This window comes from Limimaricola pyoseonensis (assembly GCF_900102015.1).
GTDB classification, from domain to species: Bacteria; Pseudomonadota; Alphaproteobacteria; order Rhodobacterales; family Rhodobacteraceae; genus Limimaricola; species Limimaricola pyoseonensis.
In genome coordinates this window covers 103,953-123,504 of sequence record NZ_FNAT01000008.1, presented here as the reverse complement: position 1 = coordinate 123,504, position 19,552 = coordinate 103,953, and the positions used below count along the sequence as shown (strand labels likewise).

Here is a 19,552-nt window from a genome sequence, read left to right as displayed (position 1 = left end):
AGCCCTGTTCATGACGATACACTCCACCGCCCCCCGCCCCGCCCGCCTGCGGCGCGCGGGGCGCGGCGCCCTGCTGCTCTTGCTGCTCGTCGCGCTGGCGGGCGGGCTGCTCTTCGCCGGCTACCAGGTCGGCCTGCGGCAGATCTTCCCCTACGCGCTGTTCGACAGGGTGAACGGCAAGATCGAGCGCGAGCTCGGTCTGAACCAGGAGCAGCCGCGCATCGCCGATGCGCGCATCCCGACCGCGCTTCTGCGGATCGACAGCCGGGTGTTCCGGGTCGAGACCGGCCGCACCGACGGCAACGCGCTCAAGCAGAACGGCGGCGGGCTCGCCGCGCTCGACGACGCGGTGCTGCTGCTCACCTACAACGGCATGATCTACGCCGCCGACGGCGAAGGCCCGGTGCGCGAGACCGGCGTCATGGCGCCCGAGACCGGCCGCGCCGCCTACGAGGCGCTGGCCGACGACCCCGACCATGCCGACTACCAGATCGGCGCCGGCTTCCTGCGCTACAACGACCTCGAGGTGATCGGGACCGGAACGGGCCGGGCGCTGATCGTCTCCTACACCGAGTTCCACCCCGAGCGGTCGTGCTACACCAACACGCTGGCCCGGCGCGAGCTGGGGCCCGAGACGGGGGCGGCGGCGCTCGCGGCGCCGGGCGACTGGCGGGTGATCTTCCGCACCGCGCCCTGCTTGCCGCTGAAGACGCGCTACCTCGCGATCGAGGGGCACATGGCCAGCGGCCGGCTGGCCTGGGACGAGGGCCGCGGCATGCTCTACCTCGCCAGCGGCGACTTCCACCTCGACGGGATGCGCTCGGACGGGCCGCCGATCGCGCAGGACCGCGGCGCGCAATACGGCAAGATCCTCGCCATGGATGCCGAAGGGCGCGGCGCGCGGATCGTCTCGATGGGCCATCGCAACATGCAGGGCCTGACGCTCTTGCCCGACGGCCGGCTCTACGCCGCCGAGCACGGGCCGCAGGGCGGCGACGAGCTGAACCTGATCGAGCCGGGCGGCAATTACGGCTGGCCGCGCGAAAGCTACGGGCTGTCCTACACCAGCACGCCGATCCCCGGCGCGGTCAGCTTCGGCCGGCACGAGACGCATCGCCCGCCGATGCATGCCTGGATGCCCTCCGTCGCGACCTCTGGCCTGGCCTATGTGCAGGGCTTCCACCCCGACTGGGACGGCGACCTGCTGGTCGCCAGCCTGATCGACCGCAGCCTCTACCGGGTGCGGCTCGACGGCGATCGCGGCGTCTACCACGAGCGGATCGAGATCGGCACGCGGTTGCGCGACGTGCACCAGCATTCGGACGGGCGGATCGTGCTGTGGACCGACAGCGGCGAGCTGGTCTTCCTCAGCGCCGCGCCGCTGGCCGACCGCGCCGTGACGGTCGAGCGCTTCGCCCGCCGGCAGAAGCTCGAGCCGCAGCTGGCCGCCCGGCTCGAGACCGAGATCGGCAATTGCGCGCAGTGCCACTCGCTGCTGCCCGACGAGCACGCCAAGGCCCCGAGCCTGGCGCGGATCTGGGACGACGAGATCGCGGCGACGGGCTACACCGGCTACACCGACGCGCTGGCCGGCAAGCGCGGCCGCTGGGACAGCGCGACGCTCGAGACCTACCTCGCCGATCCGCAGGGCTTCGCCCCCGGCACGGCGATGCCGGGCGTCGCCGACAGCGAGCTGGCCCCTCTCGTGGTGCAGTATCTTGAAGCGCTTGACCGGGCCTTCTGAGCGCGCGGCCGGGCCGGCCGGCCTGACAGGCCCGGCCGCGCCGCCCCCCGCCGGGGGCGGCCGGCTGGCCGCGCTCGACGGCCTGCGCGGCCTCGCGGCGCTGGCGGTGGTGCTCTACCACTTCCTCGCCCGCTTCGGCGAGGCGCATTGGGGCGTCTCGCTCTACCCGCATGGCGATGTCAGCGCCCGCTTCCCGGCGCTGCTGCAGTTCGGCCGGTTCGGGGTCTACCTGTTCTTCGCGATCTCCGGCTTCGTGATCCTGATGACGCTGGAGCGCTGCTCGGGCCTCGTCGATTTCGCGGTCCGCCGCGCGGCCCGGCTCTGGCCGGCGATGCTGGTCTGCGCCACGCTCTCGACGCTGGTGCTGAACGGCTCTGGCGTGACGACGCATTACCCCGGCTGGGAGCGCTTCGCCGTCACCCCGCTGGAATATCTCTCGAGCCTCGTCTTCCTGCCGCCCGACATGGTCGGCGGCGCGCTCGGGCTCGGCGGCGACCCGCGCTGGGTCGAGGGGGTCTACTGGACGCTCTGGGCCGAGATCCGCTTCTACGCGCTGGTGGCGGTGGTGTTCCTGCTGGCGGGGCGGCACTTCGTGCTGGCCTGGCTCGCGGTGCAGCTGGCCTCCGCCGGGCTCGAGACGGTGCGGATGATCGATCCGGGCCTCGCCACCGCGCAGTTCAAGCTGGCGCTGGTGTTGCAGCCGCAGAACCTGTGCTGGTTCAGCATGGGCATGGCGGCCTACCTGTGGCGCCGGGGCCGGCCGGGCGCGGTGCCGCTGGCGGTGCTGGCGCTCTACGCCATCGCCGCCAAGGATCTCGTCGCCTGGCAGGAGGGCGGGCTGGTGCTGCATCCGGGCCGCGCCGCGACCTATGCCGCGGTGCTGGCCATCGTCGCGGCGGTGGCGGGGCGCGTGCCGATGCGGCCGCTGGCCAGCGCGCCCCTGGTGGCGGTGGGACTGGCCTCCTACCCGCTCTACCTGTTCCACCAGGGCCCCGGCATGGTCGGCTTCATGTATGCCGAGCGCGCCGGCATCGCGCCCTGGGCCGCCTTCGCGCTGGTGTTCGCCGCCGTGGTCGGCGTGGCGCTGCTGCTGCACCGGCTGGTCGAGCGGCCGGGCCAGCGCTGGCTCACCGGCTTGGGCCGGCGCGGCCTGATGCGGCTCGAGGCGCGCTGGCCGGCGCTGCGCTTCGGCGGCGGCGCGCGCTTCGGGGCGGCGGCATGAGCGGCGCGGTCACGCCGGCCCGGCCGGGCCGCTTCTTCGCCGATGTGCGGCTGCTGGTGGTCGCGCGCGGCGCGATGATCCTCTTGCAGGCGGCGAGCCTGCCGATCCTGGCGCGGCTGCTCAGCGTCGAGGATTTCGCCATCGTCGCGCTCGGCATGGCGGTGCCGCTCTTCGCCAACGCCTTCAGCGATGCCGGCATGGGCCGTTCGCTGATCCGCACCGGCGGCTTCAACGCCGAGGAATGGAGCAGCGTGTTCTGGTTCCTCGCCGCGCTCGGCCTCGCGCTGGCGCTGGTGGTGGCGGCGATCGCGCCGCTCTACGCGCGGGCGATGGGCCAGCCGCAGCTGGTGGCGGTGATGCTGCTCCTGGCGACGGTGCCGCTGATGCAGTCGGCGATGTCGACCCAGCAGGCGGCGCTGGAGCGCGCCGGGCGGTTCCGCCCCGTGGCCGCGATCGGCGTCGCGGCCGGGCTCGCCGGGGTGGCGACGGCGCTGGGTCTGGCGCTGGCGGGCTTCGGCTACTGGGCGCTGGTCTGGCAGCAGGTGGTGCTGGCGGGCGTCAAGCTGGGCGGCTTCGCGCTGCTCTCGGGCTTCCGGCCGCAATGGGTGCTGCGCTGGCCGCTCCTGCGCCCGCACCTGCTGTTCGGCCGCAACACGCTGCTGTTTTCGGGGGTGCAGACGCTGCAGACGCAGGTGCCGGTGCTGGCGCTCGGCGCCGGGCCCGGCGCGGCGGCGGTGTCGCTGTGGTCGATGGCCGAGCGGGTGGCGCGGCTGCCGCGCATGGGGCTGGCCGGGCCGCTGTCGCAGGTGGCGATGGTGACGATGGCCCGGCAATGGCATGGCGAGGAAGGCCCCGCCGGGGTCAGCCGCAGCTGGCGCGCGGCCAGCCGGGTGCTGGCGACGCTGCTGCTGCCGGGCTTCGCGGTGCTGGCGCTGAACGGCGTGCCGGTCTTCACCGTGCTGTTGTCGGAGCCCTGGGGCGCGGCGGCGCCGCTCTTCGCGCTGGCCGCGCCGGCCTTCGCGATCGAGGCGCTGGCCTCGCTCGGGGCGCGGGTCTTCATGGTGGCCGACCGCACCGGGCTCAGGCTGCAAAGCGCGATCGAGCGGCTGGTGATCGGCGGCGGGCTGTTCCTGCTGGCGCTGCCGCTGGGGCTCGGCCTCGCGATCGCGCTGCGCAGCGCCTTCGCGCTGGCCTACCTGCCGCGCTACTGGGGCTTTCTCGGCCGCTGCGTGCCGCTGACCAACTGGCAGGCGGCCGAGCCGCTGCTGGGCCCGGCGCTGTGCGGCCTCGGCGTGGGGCTGCTGCTGCGGGTGGCGGTGCTGCCGGGGATCGGCAGCGCGGTGGCGGCGACGGCGGTGGTGGTGCTGGGCGGCGCGGCGGCGGTGGCGCTTTGCGCCGCGCTGAACCGCCGGGCGCTGAAGTCAGACATCGCCTGGCTGCAGAAGCCGCGCGCCGCGCATTAAAGCCGGGTGCGCTTGAACATCGGCTCGGGCAGCCCGCGGATCGCGCGCATCACCAGCCCCCAGATGGGCCGGACATAGACCACCTCCGGCCCGCCGCGCACCGCGCGCACCACCGCCTCGGCCACCTCCGCCGGCGCGGCGGTGAGGCGGGCGGGCAGGTCCATGCCTTCGGTCATCCGGGTCGCGACGAAGCCGGGCTTGACGGTGACGACGCGCAGGCCGCTGTCGGAGAGGCGGTTGCGCAGCCCCGACAGGAAGGCGGTGAAGCCGGCCTTGGCCGAGCCGTAGACGTAGTTCGAGGCGCGGCCGCGATCGCCGGCGACCGAGCTGACGCCGACGATGGCGCCCTTTCCGCGCGGCGCCATGACTTCGGCGAAGAGCCCCAGCGCCAGCGCCGGGCCCTCGTAGTTGGAGCGCATCACCCGTGCCGCGGCCTGCGGGTCGCGCTCGCTCTCGGCCTGTTCGCCCATCAGCCCGACCACCGACACGACGATGCCGGGCGGCGGCTGTTGCGCCGCCACGAAGCCTGGCAGCGCCTCGAGGTCGAGCGCGTCGTACTCGGCGAGCCTGACCTCGACCCCGTGGCGCAGCGCGATGTCGGCGCGATCGGCCTCGAGCCCGGCCGCGTCGCGCGCGGCCAGTACCACCGGGTGGCGGTCGGCGGCGAAGCGGCGGGCGATGGCCAGCCCGATCTCGGAGCGGCCGCCGAGGATCAGCACGGGGGCCGGGGTCGGGTCTGGGTCGGTCATAGCAGCAGCCTTTCGGATTGGGCCGAGGCGAAGGCGGTGTCGAGCCCGGCCGCCCGGCGCATGTCGCGGAAGCGGGCGGCGCGCGGGTCGGCGGCGTGCAGCGTCGCCGCCGCGAGCCGCGCGTCCTTGGCAAGGTAGAACCGCCCGCCATGCGCCAGCGTGATGGCGTCGAGCCGGTCGAGCAGCGCGAGGCTGCGCGGCCCGGCCGGGAAGTCGAGCGCCAGCGTCCATCCCGGCATCGGGAAGGCGAAGCGCCCCGCCCCCGGCCCCAGCCGCTTGAGCACCGCGAGGAAGGAGCCCTGCCCGGTGCGCGCGGTCTCGCCCAGAAGCGCGGCGAGGCCTTGCTCGGCGCGGTCGGGCGGCAGCACGCATTGGAACTGCAGAAAGCCGCGCCGCCCGTAGATGCGGTTCCAGCCCAGCACCGCGTCGAGCGGGTAGAAATAGCCGTCCCAGCCCACCAGCGTCTCGCGCGGGGCGCGCCGGCCGCGCGCCCAGTAGAGCGCGTTGAAGCCGCGCATGGCGTAGCGGTTCAGCGCCAGCGCCGGCGCGTCGAGCGGCATGGTCAGCCGCCGGCGCGGCGGCGTCTCGAAGGGGTGCTCGCGCTGCTCTACGGGCAGCTCGTCGCGGCGCGCATGTTCGCCCAGCATCAGGATCGAGCGGCCGAGCGCCGGGCCGCGGGCGAGGCAGTCGATCCAGGCGACCGAGTAGGTCGCGGCGTCATGCGCCTCGAAGGCGGCCATGGCGGCGGCGAGGTCGGGGGCCATGATGCTGGTCTGGCGGATCCAGCCGGTCTCGACCGGGCGCAGCCGGATCGCGGCGCGCAGGATCACCCCCGTCAGCCCCATGCCGCCCAGCGTCCAGGCGAAAAGGTCGGGCGCGGTCTCGCGGCTGGCGCGCGTCACCTGCCCGTCCGGGCCCATCAGGTCGACCCAGTCGACGAAGGCGCCGAAGCCGCCCTCGCGGTGGTGGTTCTTGCCATGCACGTCGGCGGCGATGGCGCCGCCCAGCGTCACGAACTTGGTGCCGGGCGTGACGAAGGGAAACCAGCCGCGCGGCAGGAAGGCGTCGATGACGTCGCCCAGCAGCACGCCCGCCTCGGCCACCAGCTGGCCGCGTTCGGGGTCGAAGGCGAGCATCCGGTCCATGCGCCGCGTCTCGAGGGTGAGGGCGGCGCCCATGGCGCTGTCGCCATAGGCGCGGCCGTTGCCGCGCGCCACCACGCCGCCGGACAGCGCGGCGCGCGCCTCGGCCGCGTCGCGCGGGGCGGCGACCGGGCCGGGCCGGCGCGGGTAGCGGCCCCAGCCGGAAAGTTCGCGGGTGGGCCTCATGCCGGGCGGGGACTCGCGCTGCCGGTGAAGACGAAGCGCCGGTCGAGCCGGTACTTGACGACGTAACCGACCGTCAGGCCCAGCACCGCGCCCAGCTCGCGCATGGCGTCGGTCTGCCAGACCAGCCAGAAGGCGGTCTCGCTGGCCCAGAAGATCGCCGTCGTGACGATGCCCATCGCGGTGTAGAGCGAGAAGCGCCGCCCATGCGCGGCGGCGCCCCGGCTGCGGTCGTCGAAGATCCAGCGCTTGTCGAGCAGGTATTTCAGCACGAGCCCGGCGAGCGTGCCGCAGAAGACCGCGGCCATGAAGCCGCGCGGGCCGGCGTCGAGCGCCAGCACCGCCCGCTGCACCGCGAGGTTGGCCAGCGTCGCGAGCACCGCGAAGCCGGCATAGCGCAGCACCAGCGTGGTGCGGCTCAGGCCGGCGCTCATGCCAGGGCTCAGGCCAGCGCTCATGCCAGTGCCCCGGCCGCCCCGGCCAGCGCGCAGCCGAAGATCAGCGCCGCGCAGATCAGCGAGACGCGGTCGCGCGCGGCAAAGACCACCGGGTCGTCGTCCATCCAGCCGCGATGGGTGATCATCACCATGCGGCTGATCCAGAACAGCAGCACGAGGCAGATGCCCCAGAGCGGGGTGGTCGAGGCGTAGAGGTCTTGCACCGCACCGGTGTTGAGATAGAGCGCCATGACCAGCACCGAGATGTAGCCCGAGGAGACCGCCATGTTGGCGATCAGCGGCAGGTCGTCCACCCGGTAGTCGCGCCCATGCGCGGCCCGGCCGCCCGCCCGCGCCGCCGACACCAGCTCAGCCTGCCGCTTCATCGCCGCCAGCGCAAAGAAAAAGAACATCGAGAAGGCCAGCAGCCAGACCGAGAGCGGGATGCCGGTGGCGACGGCGCCGGCGATGATGCGCAGCGTGTAGAGCCCGGCCAGCGTGCAGATGTCGACCACCAGCCGGCGCTTGAGATGGAAGGAATAGGCGGTGGTGAAGCCGTAATAGAGCACCATCACCGCCGCGAAGGCCGGCCCGAGCGCGAAGGCCAGCGCGAAGCCGGTGAGCGCCAGCCCCGGCGCCAGCACCGTGCCCCAGGCCAGCGGCAGCGCGCCCGAGGCGAAGGGGCGGTGGCGCTTGCGCGGATGGGCGCGGTCGGCGGCGAGGTCGAGCAGGTCGTTGAGCAGGTAGACCGAGGAGGCGATGACGCTGAAGGCGACGAAGGCCAGGAGGCTCTGGCCGAAGGTGGCCGCGTCGAACTGCTGCGCGGCCAGCATCGGCAGGAAGACCAGCAGGTTCTTCAGCCATTGATGCGGCCGCATCGCGCGCAGAAGCGGCGCGGCGCGCCCCGAACGCGTGCTCAGATGCTCGACCGAGCCGGTCCCGGTTCCGGCCTCGACCCGGCGCGACAGCCCCGGCCCGGCATCGACGGTGACGGCGTGGCCCGCGACGCGCCAGACCGACAGGTCGGCCGCGGCGTCGCCGACATAGGCGAAGCCGCCTTCGCCGTAGCGCTGCGTCAGGAAGGCCGCCTTGCGGCCGCCCTTGAGGTTCTGCGCCCCGTCCGAGCCATGCGCCTCGTCGAACAGCGCGAGGTGGCCGGCGATCCGCTCGACCAGCCGCTGGTCGGCGGCCGAGACCAGCACCGCGCGGCCGCCGCCGGCGCGCCAGCGCCGGATGTAGTCGAGCACAGTGTCGTTGTAGGGCAGCAGCGCCGGGTCGACCGGCCCGAGCGCACCGAGCCGCCGCTTGAGCGGGGCGCGGCCCTCGCGCAGCGCCGCCAGCGCCGAGAACAGGCAGGTCCAGCGCCGCGACAGCGCCGCCCAGAAGCTTTCGTACAGCATGTCGCTGCGGATCAGCGTGCCGTCCAGATCGACCACCAGCACGGCGGCCGGGGTGGCGGCGCTGGCGCTGCGGAACTCGTGGCGGTTGTCCATGGCGGGCCTCCGGAGGGCAAATCCGCGGGCGGGGCGGGCGACCGCCGTCACAGCCCGGTGCGCATCAGCACCGCGCCGGCGGTGCGGTAGAGGATCCGCAGATCGGTGCCGAGCGAGACCCGGGCCTGGTACTCGGCGTCGAGCCGCACCCGCTGGTCGTAGCTCAGGTCGTTGCGGCCCGAGACCTGCCACAGGCCAGTGATGCCGGGGCGCAGGGCGAGGTAGACGCCCTTCTCGGCGCCGTAGCGCATCAGCTCGGCGGCGGTGATCGGGCGCGGGCCGATCAGGCTCATCTCGCCGCGCAGCACGTTCCAGATCTGCGGCAGCTCGTCGAGCGAGCTGGCCCGCAGGAAGCCGCCCAGACGGGTGACGCGCGGGTCCCGGCGCAGCTTGCGGTCGCGCTGCCACTCGGCGCGCGCCTCGGGGTCGGCGGCCAGCAGCGCCGCGAGGCGCTCCTGCGCGTCGGGCACCATGGTGCGGATCTTCCAGCAGCGGAAGCGCCTGCCGTCGCGGCCGATCCGCTGATGGCCGAAGAAGCCCGGCCCGCCATCGAGGCGCACCAGGAGATAGAGGAAGGCGATGATCGGCAGGATGGTCGGCAGCAGGACCAGGCAGAGCAGCAGGTCCAGGCCGCGTTTCGGGATTTCGACATAGCGCAAGGCGCCCCGGCGGCGGTGCCGGGGCGCGAAATCCGAGTCCTTGCCCGATGTCGTCGCAGAAAGATGCCCCATGGCGACATTCCGTACTAGTTAAACACAAGGTGATGCCCCGACGGGCATCAGGCACAGATCGGCCCGGGGCCGGGCCAATACCAAAAGGGGTCCGCCGCTTTGCGCGCCGCAACCGCGCGGCCTGCAGAACGGCGAGCCGTTCACGGGGTGGCGGACTGGAATTGGGCCGCCCGCTCGGATCCCGAATTCATCTTACGCCAGCTTCCGCCGATTGAGCAAGAAATCTGTGCAATATTAAGTACATCTTTAAAGTTAGGTGGTTTGTGTGTTCAATTGCCGAAAACGGCCGCGAGTCATTGGGTAAGACATTGTTAATAATGGCCATGTAATTTCTGGTTGAAATTTGATCACCAATATAGATCTAATTGTTTATATGGCCGATCGCCGCGGGAACCGGCGCGCCGGGCCGACGGTTGCCTATCCAGCAGCGGTTCGGCGCCGACAGGCCGCAAGGCTCCATTGTCCGGGCGCCGCGGAATCGCTAGCGTCGGACCAACCCAGCAAGGAGATCACGGGTGCAGGTCGCAAAGCAGCAAGGCCGCAAGGCAGGGGCGCAGAACTTCGTCAGCCGGGACCGGATCGGTCAGCCGCGCTGGCTGTCCAGCCCGATCGCCGTGGCGCTGGCGACGCTGCCGGTCTCGCTCGTCGCCGCGCTGTGGCTGCTGCACGCCGCCGGTCTTTCGCTGTGGTGGGCGGTGCCGCTGCACGGCGTGATCGGCGCGGCGCTGACCCTCGCCGTGCTGGCGCTGGCGCACCGCAGCCGGCGCTGACCCCGCAGCCCCCGCAGACCGGGCTTTGCCGGCGGCCGGGAGGCGGCTAGCATGGGGCGACGTGACAGCCCTTTTGCGACAGTCCTTGTGTGCCAGTGCCATGCCCGTTGTTCAAAGCCCCGCCGTCCCCGCCCCCCATCCGTCCGAGGCCGGCCCGCCGATCCCCCCCGAAACGCTGCCTGATCTGCTCCCCCGTCCCGACGAGGTGATGGTGGTAATCCCGACGCTGAACGAGGCAGCACGGATCGAACCCTGCCTGCGCTCGCTGATCGCCGGCTGCGACTTCGCCCGGGAGGTGCAGGTGGTGGTCGCCGATGGCGGCAGCCGCGACGGCACGCGCGAGCGCGTGGCCGAACTGTCGCAGCGCTTCGCCAATCTGCGTCTGGTCGACAACCCCGGCCGGCTGCAATCGGCCGGGATCAACCGTGCGGTAGAGCGGCAGGCCGGGCCGGGGCATCGCTACCTCGTGCGCTGCGACGCGCATGCGCTCTACCCGCCGGGCTATCTGCGCCGGGTGGCCGCGGCGCTGGCCGCGCGGCCCGAGGCGGCCTCCGTCGCGAGCGTGCTCGACGCGCGCGGCGAAAGCGGCTTCGCCCGCGCCGCCGCCTGGGCGGTCGACACGCCGCTCGGCTCCGGCGGCTCGGCGCATCGCGGCGGCGCGCGCTCGGGCTGGGTCGATCATGCCCATCACGCCGGCTTCCGGCTCGACTGGTTCCGGCGGATCGGCGGCTACGACCCCGGCTTCAGCCACAACGAGGACGCCGAGTACGACCACCGGCTGGCGCGCGCCGGCGGCCGGGTCTGGCTCGATGCCGGGCTGCGGCTGGATTACTGGATGCGGCCGGGCCCGGCGGCGCTGGCGCGGCAATACTGGAACTACGGCCGCGGCCGGGCGCGCACCGTCGCCAAGCACCGGATGAAGCCGCGGCTGCGGCAGCTGGCGCCTGCGATCAACCTCGTTCTGCTGGCGGTCGGGCTGCTGCTGGGGCCGGTCTGGCCGCCGGCGCTGATCCCCGCGGCGCTCTATCTCGCGGCGCTGGCCGCGGCTTCGCTGGTCGGCGCCGTGGCGCTGCGCGCGGCCCACGGGCTCTGGGCCGGGCCGGCGCTGGCGATCATGCACGCGGCCTGGGGCGCGGGTTTCCTGTGGCAGATGGCTCAGACCGGCTGGTCGCGGCCATAGGGCTCGGCCTCGCGGCCGCCGGTGAGCTTGGAGACCACCCCGGCATGGAACACCGCGCGCAGCAGCCATTTCGCGCGCGCCACCGGCCGCGCGAAGTTCAGGCCGCACAGCACCAGCGAAAGCGCCGACTTCGCCGCCGCGAGCGCCACCGCCCGCAGCCGCGCCACCCCCTGCCCCGCGCCGGTTTCGCGCAGCAGCAGGCCGTGGGTCTGGCCGAAGCGGAACTTGCGCCGCAGCAGCCAGCCCAGCCGGGCGCGATGCGGCGCCACCACCTCGAACACCCGCGCCTTGGGCGCATAGGCGATGCGGCCGCCGCGGCGGTGCATCTCGGCGAGAAACACCGTGTCCTCGCCGCCGGAGCGGCCCAGCTCGTGCCGGAAGCGCAGCCCGGCCAGCGCCGGCGCCTCGCGCATCAGAAGCGTGTTGCAGCCGTAGCCGGTGCGGATCTCGCCGCCCACGCGGGTCGCGCGGGAGGAGTGGAAGTCGCCGCGCCGCATCCAGCCCGGCGCGGTCTCGGGATAGACCGAGATCGCCGGGCCCAGCACCGCCTCGGCGCCGGTCTCGGCCTGCTTGGCGAGCAGCGTCACCAGCCAGTCCGGGGCCACGGTCTCGTCGTCGTCGATGAAGACCAGCACCGGCGCGCGGGCGGCCTCGAGGCAGGCGTTGCGCGCCACCGAGATGTTGCGCGCCGGCGCGTGGATGTAGCGCAGCGGAAAGGGCAGCGCGCAGGCCTCGACCCGCGCTCGCGCCGAGGGCGTGTCGTCGTTGTCGGCGACGATCACCGCGACCCGGCGCCCGGCCGGCGGCTCGATCCGCGCCAGCGATGCCAGCGTCGTCGCGACATGTTCGCGCTGGAAGGTGCAGATCGCGATCTCAATGTCGGGCGGGCCGTTCACCGCGCGTATTCCAGCTTGCGCAGCCCGGCCATGCCCGAGACGATCCCGGCGGCGCGCGACCACAGCGCCACGCCGTCGGCGATGCCGACCCGGCCGCGCAGCGCCGCGCTGGCCAGGAGCCCGGTGCCGACCACCGCCATGCCGGCGCCGCGCAAGAGGCAATAGGCCGCGGCCCGGCCCGGCGGCTCGCGCAGCCGCACCGTCATCGCCCGCGTGGCGCCGTAGCGGAACTGCCGGTTGACCGCCCATCGCCAGGTCAGGCGGCTCTTGGGCTGCAGCTCGCAGACCCAGGCCTCGGCGGCATAGGCGCCGCGGCCGCCATGGCGCACGATGTCCTGGAAGAACAGCGTGTCGGTGCCGCCGTCATAGCGCAGCCGCTCCTCGAAGCGGCAGCCGGTGCGGGCGACGAAGTCGAGATCGACGATGACGTTGTTGGTCCAGCTTTCCTGCCGCTTGGCGCGGTCGGCGAAGCGGCGCTGGCGGAAGAACAGGGTCGAGAGCCACCATTCGTCGCGCGCGTCATGCACCAGCATCCGCACCGGCCCCTGCACGAAGGTCGCGCCGGTGGCGCGCTGGGTGTCCCACAGCGCCAGCAGCCAGTCCGGCGTCACCGTCTCGTCGTCGTCGACGAAGACGATGAAGCCGGTCTCGCCCGCCGCCTCGAGCGCGCGGTTGCGCACCACCGGGATGCCAGGCTCGGGCGCGTGCAGGTAGCGGCAGGGCCAGGGGAAGTCGCGGGTCTCGCGCGCCACCACCTCGCGGGCGGAGGGCGTGTCGTCATTGTCGAGCACCACGAAGCGCAGGTCGAAATCGGGCCGGGTGCGCAGCGCCCGGCACGAGCGCAGCAGCGCCGTCAGACCCTTGGGCCGCCGGTAGGTGCAGGCGCAGATCGTGATCAGGGGGCGAGGCAGGGGCGGGTCGCGATCCGTCATCTGCATTTCTCCGTCACTGGCACCACCGACATGCAAACCCGATTCGCTCTCAGTATTGTTGCCGGGGAGGATTGACGCAAGGACAAGACGGCCTTGGCCGGCGCGCCGGTCTCGGTCTAAGCTGGCCGCAGTCCGCCACCGGTTCGCGCGGGCCGGTCAATGGTTCGGGTTCAGCGATGATCGTTTCGCATCGTCACAGATTCATCTTCGTCAAGACGTTGAAGACCGCAGGCACCAGCATCGAGCAGGCGCTGGCGCGGCATTGCGGCCCCGAGGACGTCGTGACGCCGATCTTCCCGCCGGTCGAGGATCACGCGCCGCGCAACTGGCGCGGCCTGTTCGCGCCGTGGCGCGGGGTGCGCTCGCGCGCCGACCTGTCGAAGAACCTGCGCGAGCTGGCGCAGGCCAGGCGCTTCTACAACCACATCCCGGCGCGCTTCGCGCGGGCGCGGCTGCCGGCGCGGGTCTGGGACGGCTACCTGACCTTCTGCGTCGAGCGCAATCCGTGGGACAAGACGCTGTCGCATTACCACATGTTCCGCAACGCCGACTGGCACCGCCACCACGACCCCGGCCTGACGCTCGACGGCTACCTCGCCAAGGGCGTGTTCTGCCGCAACGCGCCGTTCTACTGCGACGCGGACGGCCGGGTGATCGTCGACCGGGTGCTGCCCTATGACCGGCTGGCCGAGGCGCTGGCCGAGCTGATGGAGGAGCTCGGGCTGCCCTTCGAGGGGCTGCCGCGGGCCAAGGCCGGGCTGCGCGCCGACCGGCGGTCGCATCGCGAGGTCTTCGCGCCCGCGCAGCGGCGGCTGATCGAGCACGCCTTCGCCGACGAGATCGCACTGCATGGATGGGAGTACTGACGCGATGCCGATAACCGCCCTTCCCCGGTGGTCCCGCTCCGGGTCCGCCCTGCTGGCGCTGGCCGTGGCCTGCGGCCTGATGGCCGCGGCGCCACCCGGCGCGGCGCGCGAACGACAGCCCGGCGTGCCGTTCCGCAGCGTCTTTCCGATCACCGGGCTCGACGCCAACTGGTGGGTGGCGCAGTACGACCACCCGGCCGACTGGTTCCGGACCGGCTGGCGCAATGACGGGCTGACGCAGGAGGAGGGCGGCCTGCGCTTCGCGCTGCGCCCGACCGAGGCGGAGGACCGCGTCGCGCCCGAGGCGATCGCCGCCGATGACGGCGCGCTGATGCGCGCCGGCAAGACCTCCAAGCCCTTCACCAGCGGCCAGCTGCAGCGGCGCGGCTGGTACGGCCATGGCCGCTACGAGGTGATCCTGCGCCCGGCCAGCGGGCGCGGCCTGATCACCGCCTTCTACGTCTATACCGGGCCGCATTTCGGCGATCCGCAGCGCGAGATCGACATCGAGTTCCTCGGCCGCGACACCAACCGGGTCTACGTCAACCGCTTCATCGACGGCGCGCCGCTGGAGGAGCCGCCCTGGCTCAAGCTCGGCTTCGACGCCGCCGACCGGCCGCGGCTCTACGCCTTCGAATGGAGCCCGGAGCGGCTGGTCTGGTATGCCGGCGAGACCGAGATCTTCCGGCTCGAGGGGGCCGACGAGGTGCCGCAACCGCCGGCCAAGATCTATGTCGACCTCTGGGCCGGCGGTCAGAACCAGACCTACTGGTCGGGCAACGCGCCCGAGGACGCCTCGGGCGAGGCGCTGCTGCAATGCGTGTCCTTCGTGCCGGCCGGCGGCAGCCAGGGCCAGTGCAGCGACCTGCTGAACGGCAGCTGAAACCGGGCGGGGCGGCCGGGTCGCCCCGGCCGCCCCGCGACCAGCCCTGCGCCCCGTTCCCGGGCCGGGCTCAGTTGCCGATCATCGGCAGGGTCTGGGAAATCTCCAGCACGTCGCCCGGCAGGATCGGGTCGTCCGGACCGAGGCTCAGCACCTCGGTGCCGCGCGTGCCGGCGCGGCGCACCCGCATCTCCGTCACCACCGGCAGGTCGACCGGCCGGGTGCCGCTGGCCGCGGCCAGCCCGATCAGCATCGCCTCGCGCTTGGTCGCAAGCTCGATGCCGCGCCGGGTCTCTTGCAGCTGGGTCAGCACCTCGCGGCCGCGGTTGTCGCGCGCCTGCAGCAGGTCGCGCTCGGTCTCGCCGATGCGCTGGCGGGCGCGGAAGATCGCGGTGTTGAAGTCGAGCTCCTCGGCGGCGAGGTCGGTCAGGGTGCGCTCGGCATCGACCAGCCGGTTGGCGACCACGGTGCCGCGCTCGACGAGCCCGCGCAGCCGCTCGACCTGCTCGCGCATGATCGCGAGCTGGCGCTCATGGCCCTCGAGCTTGCCGTTCAGGCCGGCGAGCTCGGTCTCGTGCAGCGCGATCAGCGCCTCGCTCGAGGCCTCGGCCCGGGCGAAGGATTCGGCGCGCAGATCGAAGATCGCCCGCTCCTCGGCCTTGATCCGCTCGACCGCCACGGCGCCGTCGGGGTGGCTGAGGCCGGGCGGGAAGGTGATCGCCTCGGCATCGGCCAGCTCCGCCTCGAGCCGGGCCGCGCGCGCCAGGAGCCGCACCAGCTCGACCTGGACGCTGCGCAGCGAGCTGATCTCGCGCAGCTGCTCGCCCTCGGCCTGGGCGCCGCCGCGGCCGTTGCGGTAGAGCCCGCCGGCCAGCGCCAGCGCCTTGCTCGCGGTCAGCCGCGGCCGCCAGGCATAGGCGCCCGGATCGGTGACGTCGCCGGAGATGTAGAACGGCCGGTAGGCGGCGATCTCGAGCGAGACCACCGGCGGCTGGTAGAGGCCGGCCTGCGCCTTGAGCCCGGCGGAGACCGCCTCGCTCAGCGCCTGCAGGGTCAGCCCCGAGGCGCTGATCCGCCCGACCACCGGCAGCGACACCGTACCGCCGGCCGAGACGCGGTACTCCCCGGCCAGACCCTCCATCGGCTGGTAGCTGGCGCGCGCCTCGTCCCAGGTCACCACCCGCAGCGCCAGCACGTCCTCGGGGCCGAGCTGGTACTCGGCGGCCTCGGTCGCCGCGACCGGCTCGGCCGCGCCCTGCGCCGCCAGCGGCCCGGCGGGCGCGAGCCCGAGCATGAGCCCCAGAACCGGCCCCAGAACCGGGACCAGCACCGGCATCAGCACCGGGCCGAGCCGCCGCGCCGACCGGCTCATGCCGCCACCCGGCGGGTCTTGAGGGTGCGGGCAAAGCCGCGATACTCGTATTTGCGTTCCGCCCGGCGGTTCACCATCGTCAGCACCATGTAGATGTTCTTGGCATGCAGGTCGCGCAGACGCTGCACGCAGCCCTCCACCGCCTGCCGGGCGGTGGCGTTCCAGCGCGTCGCCACCACGATCGCGTCGGCCTCGTTGACGAAGCCGAGGCCGCCGCTGGAGGCCAGCGCCGGCGCGGCGTCGATCACGATGTACTGGTAGTCGCGGGCGAGATTCTCAATCAGCGTCGCCTTCCAGCGCTCCGACAGGGCGCTGGCATCGGCCGAGACCAGCTCGCTCAGCGCCAGCCGGTCGAAGCCGGCGCGGGTGGCGACGATCGGCGCGCTCAGCTCGGGGTCGGCCTCGGGCGGCGGCACGGCCGGGCCCGGCGTGCTGCCATCCGCCTCGATCAGCAGCACCGATTCGCCCTTGCGCGCGAAGGCGCGCGCCAGCAGCAGCGCGGTGACGCTGCGCCCCTCGCCGGCCACGGCGGAGGTGACGCAGATCGTGGCGCGCGCGCGGTCGAACGAGCTCGACAGGAAGGTCGCGACCTGCTGGCCCTCGGCCAGCAGCCGGTGCTGCGCCCGGCCGCGCGGCGCGGCGGCGCCGGTCAGGACCGGCTCGATCCGGCGGCGCGACAGCGCCCCGAGCCGGCCGAAGCTGCCGATCACCGGCAGGCCCGAGAGCCCGCGCAGCTGGCCCGCGGTCACGACGCGGTTGTTCATCGCCTCGGCCGCCAGAGCCAGCCCGACCGCCAGCGCCAGGCCCGCGAGGCCGGCGCCGGCCAGCAGCACCAGGTAGCGCGGCGCGCTCGGGTTCTGCGGCACCTCGGCATAGGAGAGCAGGCGGATCGTCGGCTGCTGCAGCGCCTTGTACTGCGCCGATTCGGTGGCCAGCCGCAGGAACTGCTCGTAGGCGACGCGGTTGGCGTCGGCGATGCGGCGCAGGTTGCCCAGCTCGACCATGCTGCGGGTGCTGGCCGAGAGCTGGGTCTCGAGCGCGGCGATCTCGGCGTCGATCGAGGCGGCGATGCTGCGCGCCACGCGGGCCTCCGAATCGAGCTGCGCGACGATGCGGTTGGTTTCGAGCCCGATCTCCTCGTCGAGCCGCGCGATCACCGCGTCGATGGCGCCGACCTGCGGGCTGTCGGCGCCGAACTGCGCGCCGGCGCGGCTGCGCTCGATCCGGAGCCGCGACAGCTCGGCCCTGAGCTGGCCGAGGATCGGCGAGGTCAGCACCGCCGCCGCGGCCACCGGCCCGTCGCGCGAGACCGCCTCGAGCACCTTCGCGTGCTGCGCCTCGGCGCGCAGGATGTCGGCCTCGGCGTCGATCAGCCGGCGGTTCAGCTCGGCGATCTGCTGCGACAGCCGCTCGCCGTCATCGGCGCCCATCACGCTCTCGCCGTAATCGACCACCGCGGTCTCGGCGCGCTGCACGTCGGCGCCGAGCGCCTCGACCCGGTCGCTGAGCAGCTGCACCTGCTCCTCGATCGCCTCGCCCTTGATGCCGAGGCTGAAGCCCGGATAGGCGCCGGCGGTGGCGTTGGCGAGCTTGGCGGCGGCGACCGGGTCGGTCGACTGCGCCGAGACCGCGATCACGAAGCCGTTGCCGCGCTGCGCGATCTGCAGTCGGCCGGCGATCAGGTCGGCGGCCGGCCCGTGCTGGCGCAGGTCCTCGGCCAGGAGCTCGAAGGCCGGGTCCTGCAGCGCCTCCGGCGTCGGCGGCGGCGCGTCGCCGGCCTGCGCCGCGGGGTCGGCCGCGCCGTCGAGGGCGGTGCCGTCGGGCGCCGTGGCGGCCGGCGTGTCCTGCTGCACCAGCCGCGTGATGGCGGCCTTCAGGTCGCGCACCAGGCGCACCGGCAGCGGGTCCAGCTCGGCCTGCCAGATCGGCGAGTCGGGCGGCAAGTCGACGCTCTTGACTACCTCGATCATGAAGGCCTTGGACCGCATCGTGGTGATCTCCTGCTCGACCAGCTGCCGGCTCAGCGGCACGCCGGTCAGCAGGTCGGCGATCGGCGTGGTGCCCTGTCGCGGGTCGATCAGGGTCAGCTCGGCCGTGGCGGTGTAGCTCGGCTTGATGGTGACCAGCATGAACCCGGCTCCGACCATCATCGCCGCGACCACCGCCGCCATCATCAGCCAGCGCCGGCGCAGGAAGAGCAGGATCTCGGACAGGCCCGACCCGCCCTCGCGCGGGCGGAAATCCACCGGGTCGTCGACAAGGAAACCAAAGGCGCCAGATTGTCTGTTCACGTCGTCCAGCTCCGTCCTGTGGCCGGGGCCGCATGCCCCGGGCCGGTTGAGGGGCGCCGCCGTCAGCAGCGCATGCCGGGCCACAGCGCGGCGAGATCGCGGTCGAGCAGGGCCGAGAGCCCGGCATTGCGGGCCGAGAGGTGCTGCTCGAGATAGGCGCGGGTGTCGTCGCGCATCGCCGGCGGGCGCGGCGCGGTCATCAGCCGGGGATTGAGATGGGCGAACCACCAGTGATGCAGCTTGGTCTCGACCCGGCGGCCCAGCCCGGCCGGCCCGCCCATGTGCCGCCGGTAGCGCCCGGCCACGAGGTGCCGGCCGATCCGGTTGGCCTGGCGCATCAGCGCCGGGTTGGCCGGGTAGCGGGTGCGGTTGAACCAGCTGCGCTCGGGGTCGACCGTGATCGGCGCGGCGTCGAGAAAGCCGGTGACCGCGTCGAGGCTGGCCTGCATGTCGCGGCGGAATTCCTCGAACAAGAGCACCATCACCCGGTCGGGCCCGAGCGCCGACTGGAAGCGGCGCAGCCCCGACAGGTAGCTCGAGCCCATCAGGATGTGCGGAAAGCGCGTGATCGCCTGCTCGAAGCCGACGGTGACGCGCGAGGTCTTCATCAGGTGCCAATACTGCGAATAGGCCCGGTCGACCGGGTGGCGCAGCATGAAGATCAGCTTGACCCGCGGCAGCAACGCCGCGATCCGCGTCGCGGCGACCTCGCTCATCAGATAGGTTGTGGAATCCTCGCCCAGGATCGCGGCCCCCGAGGGGAAGCGATCGGCGTACCAGTCGAGGTTCTGGCCCGGGTCCGGGCGCGGATCGTACCAGCGCAGCCGGTCGCCCTCGACGTGCAGGAAATCGGGATGGGCGAGCGGATCGTCGGCGTCGAAAAAATGCACCTCGTCATGCGGCAGGGCGATCTGCGGATGCTGATCGAGGATGAAATGCAGCGAGGTCGTGCCGCATTTCGGCGCGCCGCCGATGATGAAATCGGGATAGCGACGGGCGGCGCTGCGCCCCGCGGCGCCGCCGGATTCTGCCATTGGCTGAACAACAGGTTGGATCACGCGCACCCGTACCCAAAAAACCACGCCGGCGGGACCGTTCCGGCGCATCGGTAAACACGAAGCGTAAATCAAGGTCCGGAAATGAGAATACACCGGGTGGGCTAGATCGACAACTCGTTCGAACGCGCTAGGACCTAACC

Annotated in this window: 17 protein-coding genes; 7 read left to right on the top strand and 10 right to left on the bottom strand. The window is 72.9% G+C overall.

Annotation, left to right across the window (positions count from 1 at the left end; genetic code table 11):
- The first annotated feature begins 10 nt into the window (after positions 1-10).
- From BLT43_RS15475 to BLT43_RS15465, 3 genes are read left to right on the top strand one after another with little or no spacing between them, the layout of a single operon-like run.
- On the top strand, positions 11-1,744 hold the full coding sequence (locus BLT43_RS15475) for a PQQ-dependent sugar dehydrogenase (RefSeq protein ID WP_090114298.1): 1,734 nt from the start codon (positions 11-13) through the stop codon (positions 1,742-1,744).
- Positions 1,719-2,966, top strand: coding sequence for an acyltransferase family protein (locus tag BLT43_RS15470; protein WP_165612642.1), 1,248 nt, complete (start codon positions 1,719-1,721; stop codon positions 2,964-2,966). Before BLT43_RS15475 ends, BLT43_RS15470 begins: the two co-directional genes overlap by 26 nt.
- Entirely contained in the window at positions 2,963-4,429 is a 1,467-nt protein-coding gene (locus BLT43_RS15465; protein WP_090114295.1) for an oligosaccharide flippase family protein, read from the top strand. The genes BLT43_RS15470 and BLT43_RS15465 overlap by 4 nt, the downstream gene beginning before the upstream one ends.
- On the opposite strand, the gene BLT43_RS15460 is transcribed toward BLT43_RS15465, so the two are convergent.
- The 5 genes from BLT43_RS15460 to BLT43_RS15440 are packed head-to-tail and all read right to left on the bottom strand — an operon-like array spanning position 4,426 to position 9,164.
- The gene (locus tag BLT43_RS15460; RefSeq protein ID WP_090114293.1) at positions 4,426-5,178 is read right to left on the bottom strand and encodes an SDR family oxidoreductase; all 753 of its coding nucleotides are present in this window, start codon (positions 5,176-5,178) and stop codon (positions 4,426-4,428) included. The two genes, BLT43_RS15465 and BLT43_RS15460, sit on opposite strands and share 4 nt — an antisense overlap.
- Complete coding sequence (locus BLT43_RS15455; RefSeq protein WP_090114291.1) at positions 5,175-6,506, bottom strand: FAD-binding oxidoreductase; 1,332 nt, start codon at positions 6,504-6,506, stop codon at positions 5,175-5,177. Before BLT43_RS15455 ends, BLT43_RS15460 begins: the two co-directional genes overlap by 4 nt.
- Positions 6,503-6,937, bottom strand: coding sequence for a GtrA family protein (locus BLT43_RS15450; protein ID WP_242652317.1), 435 nt, complete (start codon positions 6,935-6,937; stop codon positions 6,503-6,505). The genes BLT43_RS15455 and BLT43_RS15450 overlap by 4 nt, the downstream gene beginning before the upstream one ends.
- A 20-nt stretch (positions 6,938-6,957) precedes the next feature.
- A complete protein-coding gene (locus BLT43_RS15445; protein ID WP_090114289.1) occupies positions 6,958-8,433 on the bottom strand; it encodes a UbiA family prenyltransferase in 1,476 nt (491 codons plus the stop codon).
- Between the two features lie 47 nt (positions 8,434-8,480).
- Positions 8,481-9,164 (bottom strand): sugar transferase, encoded by a 684-nt coding sequence (locus BLT43_RS15440; RefSeq protein ID WP_090114287.1) that lies wholly within the window; start codon positions 9,162-9,164, stop codon positions 8,481-8,483.
- Between the two features lie 515 nt (positions 9,165-9,679).
- Between BLT43_RS15440 and BLT43_RS15435 the strand changes: the two genes are divergently transcribed.
- Positions 9,680-9,934, top strand: a complete 255-nt coding sequence (locus BLT43_RS15435) for a hypothetical protein (RefSeq protein WP_090114285.1) — start codon at positions 9,680-9,682, stop codon at positions 9,932-9,934.
- Positions 9,935-10,142: 208 nt separating this feature from the next.
- A complete protein-coding gene (locus tag BLT43_RS15430) occupies positions 10,143-11,114 on the top strand; it encodes a glycosyltransferase family 2 protein (RefSeq protein WP_242652316.1) in 972 nt (323 codons plus the stop codon).
- Here BLT43_RS15430 and BLT43_RS15425 read toward each other — a convergent pair.
- Positions 11,090-12,010 (bottom strand): glycosyltransferase family 2 protein, encoded by a 921-nt coding sequence (locus tag BLT43_RS15425; RefSeq protein ID WP_165612641.1) that lies wholly within the window; start codon positions 12,008-12,010, stop codon positions 11,090-11,092. The genes BLT43_RS15430 and BLT43_RS15425 overlap by 25 nt on opposite strands.
- The gene (locus BLT43_RS19390) at positions 12,007-12,942 is read right to left on the bottom strand and encodes a glycosyltransferase family 2 protein (RefSeq protein ID WP_165612640.1); all 936 of its coding nucleotides are present in this window, start codon (positions 12,940-12,942) and stop codon (positions 12,007-12,009) included. The genes BLT43_RS15425 and BLT43_RS19390 overlap by 4 nt, the downstream gene beginning before the upstream one ends.
- A gap of 176 nt (positions 12,943-13,118) precedes the next feature.
- On the opposite strand from BLT43_RS19390, the gene BLT43_RS15415 reads away from it, so the two are divergent.
- On the top strand, positions 13,119-13,808 hold the full coding sequence (locus BLT43_RS15415; protein ID WP_090114277.1) for a hypothetical protein: 690 nt from the start codon (positions 13,119-13,121) through the stop codon (positions 13,806-13,808).
- A 4-nt stretch (positions 13,809-13,812) separates the two neighbouring features.
- Positions 13,813-14,691 carry a family 16 glycosylhydrolase gene (locus BLT43_RS15410; protein WP_165612639.1) on the top strand — a complete coding sequence of 293 codons (879 nt, stop codon included), beginning with the start codon at positions 13,813-13,815 and terminating at the stop codon, positions 14,689-14,691.
- A gap of 70 nt (positions 14,692-14,761) precedes the next feature.
- Here the strand turns inward: BLT43_RS15410 and BLT43_RS15405 are convergent, their stop codons facing one another.
- From BLT43_RS15405 to BLT43_RS15395, 3 genes are all read right to left on the bottom strand, one after another.
- Positions 14,762-16,063, bottom strand: a complete 1,302-nt coding sequence (locus BLT43_RS15405) for a polysaccharide biosynthesis/export family protein (protein ID WP_090114273.1) — start codon at positions 16,061-16,063, stop codon at positions 14,762-14,764.
- Complete coding sequence (locus BLT43_RS15400) at positions 16,060-18,354, bottom strand: GumC family protein (RefSeq protein WP_131802678.1); 2,295 nt, start codon at positions 18,352-18,354, stop codon at positions 16,060-16,062. Before BLT43_RS15400 ends, BLT43_RS15405 begins: the two co-directional genes overlap by 4 nt.
- 62 nt (positions 18,355-18,416) lie before the next feature.
- Positions 18,417-19,388: a sulfotransferase family protein gene (locus tag BLT43_RS15395; RefSeq protein WP_165612638.1), complete on the bottom strand. Its 972-nt coding sequence runs from the start codon at positions 19,386-19,388 to the stop codon at positions 18,417-18,419.
- Positions 19,389-19,552: the final 164 nt, after the last annotated feature.

Bases quoted from the DNA above. Each gene is read 5' to 3' on its own strand.
- BLT43_RS15475 (WP_090114298.1), top strand. From the start codon at position 11: ATGACGATACACTCCACCGCCCCCCGCCCCGCCCGCCTGCGGCGCGCG.
- BLT43_RS15465 (WP_090114295.1), top strand. From the start codon at position 2,963: ATGAGCGGCGCGGTCACGCCGGCCCGGCCGGGCCGCTTCTTCGCCGAT.
- BLT43_RS15460 (WP_090114293.1), bottom strand. From the start codon at position 5,178: ATGACCGACCCAGACCCGACCCCGGCCCCCGTGCTGATCCTCGGCGGC.
- BLT43_RS15455 (WP_090114291.1), bottom strand. From the start codon at position 6,506: ATGAGGCCCACCCGCGAACTTTCCGGCTGGGGCCGCTACCCGCGCCGG.
- BLT43_RS15450 (WP_242652317.1), bottom strand. From the start codon at position 6,937: ATGAGCGCCGGCCTGAGCCGCACCACGCTGGTGCTGCGCTATGCCGGC.
- BLT43_RS15445 (WP_090114289.1), bottom strand. From the start codon at position 8,433: ATGGACAACCGCCACGAGTTCCGCAGCGCCAGCGCCGCCACCCCGGCC.
- BLT43_RS15440 (WP_090114287.1), bottom strand. From the start codon at position 9,164: ATGGGGCATCTTTCTGCGACGACATCGGGCAAGGACTCGGATTTCGCG.
- BLT43_RS15430 (WP_242652316.1), top strand. From the start codon at position 10,143: ATGGTGGTAATCCCGACGCTGAACGAGGCAGCACGGATCGAACCCTGC.
- BLT43_RS19390 (WP_165612640.1), bottom strand. From the start codon at position 12,942: ATGACGGATCGCGACCCGCCCCTGCCTCGCCCCCTGATCACGATCTGC.
- BLT43_RS15415 (WP_090114277.1), top strand. From the start codon at position 13,119: ATGATCGTTTCGCATCGTCACAGATTCATCTTCGTCAAGACGTTGAAG.
- BLT43_RS15410 (WP_165612639.1), top strand. From the start codon at position 13,813: ATGCCGATAACCGCCCTTCCCCGGTGGTCCCGCTCCGGGTCCGCCCTG.
- BLT43_RS15405 (WP_090114273.1), bottom strand. From the start codon at position 16,063: ATGAGCCGGTCGGCGCGGCGGCTCGGCCCGGTGCTGATGCCGGTGCTG.
- BLT43_RS15395 (WP_165612638.1), bottom strand. From the start codon at position 19,388: ATGGCAGAATCCGGCGGCGCCGCGGGGCGCAGCGCCGCCCGTCGCTAT.